The sequence below is a fragment of the Ligilactobacillus equi DSM 15833 = JCM 10991 genome (genome assembly GCF_000615765.1).
Taxonomy (GTDB): domain Bacteria; phylum Bacillota; class Bacilli; order Lactobacillales; family Lactobacillaceae; genus Ligilactobacillus; species Ligilactobacillus equi.
In genome coordinates, this window is sequence record NZ_BAMI01000008.1 from 49961 (window position 1) to 56764 (window position 6804).

Consider the following 6804-nt stretch of genomic DNA (forward strand, 5'->3'; position numbering starts at 1 on the left):
GTGAGGAAACTATCGAGAAGGTGAAGTTATATGTTCAAAAAATTTTGCTTGGCCTTGGCCAGTACCTTTTAGCTTGGGGATTAGGACTAGAAATTAGCCAGGCACAAACTATTAAAATCGGAATTTTAAGTAATCCCAGTGCCATAAATTTAAAAAATAAAGCCTATGCTAGTTATCAATTTGACCGCGCTTTAGCCCACAAGGTCTTTCCCAACGACCAAATTAAATTTTACCCTCGCACACAAGCACAAAGCTTGCTTACAGACTTGAAAAAACAAAAATTAGACTTAGTCATGGGACTTGAGGCTCAGAGCGACTTGCAAAATTCGCCCAGTTACTTAAATCCTGGTAATGTCCTCTTTACCCGTCATGACAGCAAGTACAAATCCCTTGCTAAGTTAACTATAAAGCAAAAAAAAGTCGCCCTTCTGGCTTCTGGCAATCAAGGGCCTCTCTTAAAACAACTCGGTCTAAAAACTAAGCGTTACCCTTCAGTTGCGGCCATCGAAACCGCCTTAGCGCAAAAGCAAGTCGCCGCCGCTGTGATCACAGACTACCAATATCAAAGCTACCTCAGCCAAAAACCAACCTTAATTGCCGCCAAAGATGTAAATAACCGCATAGAAACTGATCAAATTTGGGTCCGAATTGCCGAACCACAAATCACGGCCCAACAATTGGTCTTTACCTCCTACCACCAACTACAACTTCAAAAACAAATTAAGACTAAGTTGGCTCAACTCAAAAAACAAGGGCAACTAACAGAATTATCAGAAAAATACTACCACCAAGATTGGTCATATCGTTAAAAAGCCAAGCAGCGCACTGCTTGGCTTTTTAACTTAAATTTTTCCGAAAAGATACGATCCCCCGAGGACGGCGATAATAACTCCCATCCCAATAACCGATAATTTTAAAACCGCAGCAATTAAAGCAATAATTACTAGCCAAAAAATTATTCGAAAGGAAATCTTTAAAATTTGCCACCCCAACCAAATCAATAACAACATCAGTAGAATGGTCATCGTATTTACCTCACTATTCTTCTGTCAAACTACTTGCTAAGAGTCCTTCACGAACCCCACTTTCTGAAAAAATAAGCTCAGGAATTGCTAATTGGGAAATCAGTTGAGCAATGGGCGTCAAGCCCCCCAAAATAATATCTGCTCTTTCACCATCAACACCTAGTTTAGCGACCCGTTCGGCTTGATTTAATCCGAGCCATTCAGTGTAAATATTTAAAAAACTCCGGGCTGACATCCGAATCCCATGGAAATCCTCAAGTTCTTGTCCCCGACGTCTCATTTCCGCCCGCGCTACCACTCGATTAGCCCCGCCTAAGAGGACTAAAGGTAAGTAACGGCCTTCAAAGAGCCAAAGCTGTTCATTGATTAAATCTTGAATAAAACCTTGGAATTTGAAAAGATTTTGCGCTGAAAGAAGATCTTGAGCATGAAATTTTTCCGTTAAACTCACAGCCCCATAAGGAATACTTGTTAAATCCACCGCAATCCCATTTTTGACCACGACAAGTTCAAAACTGCCGCCACCCATATCACAAAGCACAAAATTATCGAGTTTTAAGGCATTACGCGCACCAACATAATCATAGTAGGCTTCCATATCACCAGTGAGAACCTGCACATCTACCCCGGTTAAATCCTTAACCAAAGCTAGAAAATCAACTTGGTTGCTCGCAACCCGCACGGCAGCGGTCGCAATCGCACGTACAGTTACATCTGGGTAACTTTCATAGATAGCTTTGTAATCTGCCAAAGCTTGTAACGTTCGCTTAATCGCCGAATCTTGGAGCGTTTTCACTTCGCCTTGGCCCATATTTTCAGCCATCCGTGTCATCTGCTTTTCGCGTCTAACTTCTTTAAATTGGCCCCCCGGTAAAACCTCACTAATAGAAAGGCGTGTTGAATTAGAGCCTAAATCTAAAATTGCAATATAAGCCATTTAATCCCCTCAACTTTTCTCTTGACTATTCTTTAACCAAAATAGTTAAGTCCCATTGCTTCTTTAACTTCTTTCAAGGTTTGCTCAGCAACGGCATTAGCCTTTTGACTTCCTTCCTTTAACATTTGATAAACGGCCGGCATATCTTGGGCAAATTCCAAGCGGCGTTCCCGAATCGGAGCTAGTTTAGCTTCCAAGACCTCGTTTAAGTACCGTTTAATCTTTACATCTCCTAACCCACCTTTTTGGTAGTGTTCCTTTAATGCTTGCACATGTTTTTTATCATCATCGAAAATATCTAAATAAGTAAAGACGACATTACCTTCAACTTGACCAGGATCTTCAATATGGATATGGTTAGGATCAGTGTACATCGACATAACTTTTTTGCGTAAAGTATCAGCATCATCAGATAAGTAAATTGCGTTACCTAAAGACTTACTCATCTTGCATTTCCATCTAAGCCAGGAATCCGCCCTTGTCCCTTAGGTGGGAAGTAGCCTTCTGGTTCAACTAAGACTTCCTTACCGTAAATAGAGTTGAAGGAACGCACGATTTCACGGGTTTGTTCCAACATTGGTTCTTGGTCATCTCCCACGGGTACGACACTAGCCTTGAAAGCCGTAATATCCGCAGCTTGACTAACAGGATAAGTAAAGAAACCTGCCGGAATAGAACGTTCAAAGTTCTTTTGTTGAATTTCGGATTTGACCGTAGGGTTTCTTTCCAAACGCGAAACAGTCACTAAGTTAAGGTAATACAAGTTCAATTCAGCCAAAGCTGGAATTTGAGACTGAACAAAAATCGTGGTCTTAGCTGGATCCAAACCTACGGCCAAATAGTCTAGAGCTACTTCAGTTAAGGACTTACGAATTTTTTCTGGATCACGAGCATTATCCGTTAAGGCTTGTTGGTCTGCAATCATGACGAAAGGGTCGTATTCGCCACTCTCTTGCATTATAACCCGATTCTTCAACGAACCTACATAGTGTCCAATGTGTAATTTACCGGTTGGTCGGTCTCCAGTTAATAAACGTTTTTTTACTGTCATTTTTGACTTCCTTTCTGCTAAAAAAGCCCTAAACTCCCCCCTAGGGAAAGATTAGGACGAATTACCGTGGTGCCACCTAATTTGCAGGCTAACCTGCCACTTTAAGTATCTAATTTTAACTCTCCGAAACCCAATTCAGTTTTGCCCCTTTTTCCAGCTACCAAGGAGTCTCTGAACTAACCTACTTTATTTCCTCACTGAGTTCTCAATTTCAATTGTAGCCGATTTCTTCAGGGCTGACAAGAGCATTTACATTGTATTTTATCCTCACTATGATAAGATGAAAAAGACAAAAAACGAGGTGAATCTAATGCAGGAAGAACAACAAAAAGAACAAGTCCGCGTCGACAACGTATTGGCCAAAATTAAAGACAGTATCCAAAAGCAAGAAGCCGAAGTCCAAAAGGCCGAAGCCGAACGGTCTTTGGTGGAAAAAAACTATGTCCAAAATGCCCGCATCAATACCTTAGAAGTTGATGACCAAATGGAAACTAACGCCGAAGTCCAACAACAAAAACAACTGGTAGCCAAAAACTTAGAAAATGAAACTATCCTAAAGAACCAACTAGAAGTGCTCAAACTCCTCAAGGACAGCCCCTACTTTGGTCGCATTGACATTCAAGATCCTGGCGATGACGTCGAACAGCTTTACATTGGTACAGCCTCATATGTTGATGAAAATCAAGATTTTCTAATTTATGACTGGCGCGCACCAATTTCTTCCATCTACTACAATGGAACTCTGGGGTCGGTCGCCTATGAAACCCCTGGTGGCCAATTTACCACCGAATTATTAAAAAAGCGGCAATTTAACATTCAAGAAGGCCAAATCGTCAACATGTTTGACACCAACGAAACCATTGGCGATGAAATTTTACAAGCTGTTTTAGGACAACAAAGCGATGAATATATGCATAATATTGTAGCAACCATCCAAAAAGAACAAAATGATATCATCCGTGATACCTACATGACCTGCTCTTAGTACAAGGGGTCGCCGGTTCAGGAAAAACCTCGGCAATTCTTCAAAGAATTGCCTTTCTCCTTTACCATAGTCGCACCGAATTAAGTGCCGACCAAATTGTCCTCTTTTCGCCTAATTTACTGTTTAGTCACTACATTTCCGAAGTGTTACCCAGCTTAGGAGAAAAAAACATGCAGCAGGTAACCCTGGCCCAATTTTTAGCCCAAAGACTCCAAGGACTCAAGGTCCAGACCCTCTTTGAACGTTATGAAGAAAAAGAAAAACTCTCCGCTCAGGTACTAACCGCTCGTCAGGAAAAAGAAGCGGCGAACTTTATGCACTTAGTAGAAAGCTATGTTGCCACCGTACCTGCGACTGATTTGAAGTTCAATGACCTCTACCTCGAAGGACAAGTGATCTTCACTAAAGAAGAAATTCTTACCCTCTATCAGGAATTACCTAGCTTAATGCAACCTAAGCACCGCTTTGAAGAAACCAAAAAACAACTCTTCAGCCTACTCAAAAAACGCATACGTACTGAAAGCCACCAAGATTGGGCTCAAGAAGCGGTGAATTATCTCTCTGACCAAGAATACCACCAATTACTGGTAGATAAATCTAAATTGGAAGATGACTATCAAGGACAATTAGATTACTTGGCCTACCAATTAGTCAAAAAGAAATTTGCTCCGATCTATGACGCTATCTACAATAATTTCTTCTTCGATGCTTATGCACAATATAGCCATTTCTTAGGGCAGGTCCTCCCAAATGGTTTAGCCAGCTATAACGAAAACTTAGAGTTCCACCAGCTCGCGCTCGAAGACTGTGCACCCTTACTTTACTTACGCGATCTCCTAACCGGAAATGGTCAAAACCGAAGTGTGGCTCACCTCTTCATCGATGAAATGCAAGACTATACCTGGCACAATTAATTTATCTCCACCACGCCTTTCCAAAGGCGAAATTAACCTTACTAGGGGATGCCGAACAAGCGCTCTTTAATCCCTTGATTAGTCCCCGGGATTTCTTGCAAAAACTTCAAGAAAATCTCGGAATAAAGAAATCACGGGTGATTTCTTTAAACAAGAGCTACCGTTCAACTAAAAATATTACGGATTATATGAAGGCTATTCTACCAGATGGTGATTTAATTCAGGCTTTTACGCGTCAAGGAGACCTGCCCCGAGTGTTGGTAAGTAATAATCAAGAATTAGGACTAGCAACGCTAAAAAAGGAAATTCAAGCCCAATTAGCTCAAGATAGCACAGTTGCGCTAATCACCAAGGATGCTCAACAAAGTCAAGAACTCTATTATGCCCTCCACCAAGACTTTGATCTAACCTTGCTAAATAACAACGACCAAGGCCTACCTAAGGGTGTTATTATTCTACCAATTTATCTAGCTAAGGGCTTGGAATTCGATAATGTGATTGCCGTCGACGTTTCAGCTACAAATTACCATGGTCCAGACAGTCTGGGAATCTTATACACAATTTGTTCACGTGCAATGCACCACTTAACTTTGATTTCCTTCGGACCTTTGGCAGAACCCCTTAAAAAAATTGATCCTGATTTATATCAACTGCAAGCCGATTTCTATCTAGCTTAAGATTATCTTGCAATTACTTAGCCCCTATAATATACTTATTTAAGTAATTGTTTGCCACTTTAGCTCAGTAGGTAGAGCGCCACCATGGTAAGGTGGAGGTCACCGGTTCAAACCCGGTAAGTGGCTTAGTTTTAAGACCGGAAATTCGTTTTCCGGTCTTTTTTGTTTCATATGAAACATTCTGCCCTCCTCCGACCTTATAAACCGTTTACATTTAACTTTAATTATCGCTATGATAGGTAAGTACACATAATTATAGAAAGGTCGTGTCGTCTTTGGACATCGAAATCAAAGTTCTCTTGGAAGAAATTCAAAATAGTTCTAGCAGCAAGGCTTTCAGCCAGCTCTTTCTCAAGTTCCGTCCTCTGGTCAACTTCGCCATCAATAATTTTCAATTCCGTCATTATGAGGTGGATGACCTACTCCAAGAAGCTCGGATTGTTTGTTATCAAAGTGCACTCACTTTCAATACGAATAACTACCCTCTCTATGGTGCTTACTTTAAGAAGTCTCTCTTCAACCGTTTTAATAGTCTACTCCGCTACGATCTTTCTCATCGGCGTGCAGCAACTAAAGCTGACCTCTCTTATGATCAATTTTACGAAGAGCACGCTGCCTATTTCCATACCCATCTTAAAACTGAACTAGACATTGATACCCGTCTTGCAATCGAAGAAGTTTTACCTGATATTCCAGTAATTTTTTCAAATTTAGAATATCAAATTTTTAATTTACATTGTATTCAAGACCGAAGTGTCAAAGAAATTGCACAACTTCTAGAAATGAAAGAAATGACCGTTTACGGGGCTATCAGTCGTTGTCGCAAGAAGATGAACTCTTTAAAAATCAACAGAAGATAACTACTAGTTTTTCTGAAAAATAGCGACAGTAAAAGCCTTAAGAAATCAAAGTTTTTAAACGTAATTTCTTAAGGCTTTTGGTTTATAAGACTTTTTCCAAACTCTCTTTTAATATGTAAAAAAAGGAAGTCGAACTTGACTTCCTTTTTAACTGCATAGCGACGTCCTACCCTCACAGGGAGCGATCTCCCAACTACTCTCGGCGCTATCAAGCTTAACTTCTGTGTTCGGAATGGGAACAGGTGTATCCTTGATGCCATCATCACTACACTAAATAAAAGAGCGGAAGACGGGATTCGAACCCGCGACCCCCACCATGGCAAGGTGATGTTCTACCACTGAACTACTTCCGCAT

The 6804-nt window shown here is 40.8% G+C and carries 4 protein-coding genes, 2 tRNA genes, 1 rRNA gene and 2 pseudogenes; 4 read left to right on the plus strand and 5 right to left on the minus strand.

Translation table 11 applies throughout. The annotated features are described in order from the left end of the window. The first annotated feature begins 20 nt into the window (after nucleotides 1-20). On the plus strand, nucleotides 21-809 hold the full coding sequence (locus JCM10991_RS03320; RefSeq protein ID WP_025020553.1) for a substrate-binding periplasmic protein: 789 nt from the start codon (nucleotides 21-23) through the stop codon (nucleotides 807-809). Between the two features lie 33 nt (nucleotides 810-842). Here JCM10991_RS03320 and JCM10991_RS03325 read toward each other — a convergent pair whose 3' ends face one another. From JCM10991_RS03325 to trpS, 3 genes and pseudogenes are all read right to left on the minus strand, one after another. Then, nucleotides 843-1025 (minus strand): hypothetical protein, encoded by a 183-nt coding sequence (locus tag JCM10991_RS03325; RefSeq protein ID WP_025020554.1) that lies wholly within the window; start codon nucleotides 1023-1025, stop codon nucleotides 843-845. 13 nt (nucleotides 1026-1038) lie between these two features. Next, nucleotides 1039-1962, minus strand: a complete 924-nt coding sequence (locus JCM10991_RS03330) for a Ppx/GppA phosphatase family protein (RefSeq protein ID WP_025020555.1) — start codon at nucleotides 1960-1962, stop codon at nucleotides 1039-1041. A 32-nt stretch (nucleotides 1963-1994) separates the two neighbouring features. After that, nucleotides 1995-3013: pseudogene (trpS, locus tag JCM10991_RS12465) on the minus strand (tryptophan--tRNA ligase). Between the two features lie 310 nt (nucleotides 3014-3323). On the opposite strand from trpS, the pseudogene helD reads away from it, so the two are divergent. The 3 genes and pseudogenes from helD (at nucleotide 3324) to JCM10991_RS14330 (ending at nucleotide 6449) form a co-directional block, all read left to right on the plus strand. After that, a pseudogene (gene helD / locus JCM10991_RS12470) lies at nucleotides 3324-5589 on the plus strand (RNA polymerase recycling motor HelD). 53 nt (nucleotides 5590-5642) lie between these two features. Continuing rightward, a tRNA-Thr gene (locus JCM10991_RS03355) sits at nucleotides 5643-5715 on the plus strand. 149 nt (nucleotides 5716-5864) lie between these two features. Further along, on the plus strand, nucleotides 5865-6449 hold the full coding sequence (locus JCM10991_RS14330) for an RNA polymerase sigma factor (protein WP_051527944.1): 585 nt from the start codon (nucleotides 5865-5867) through the stop codon (nucleotides 6447-6449). Nucleotides 6450-6602: 153 nt separating this feature from the next. On the opposite strand, the gene rrf is transcribed toward JCM10991_RS14330, so the two are convergent. Further along, nucleotides 6603-6719: ribosomal RNA gene (gene rrf, locus JCM10991_RS03365) — 5S ribosomal RNA — on the minus strand. Nucleotides 6720-6730: 11 nt separating this feature from the next. Continuing rightward, a tRNA-Gly gene (locus JCM10991_RS03370) sits at nucleotides 6731-6802 on the minus strand. Nucleotides 6803-6804 lie beyond the last annotated feature (2 nt).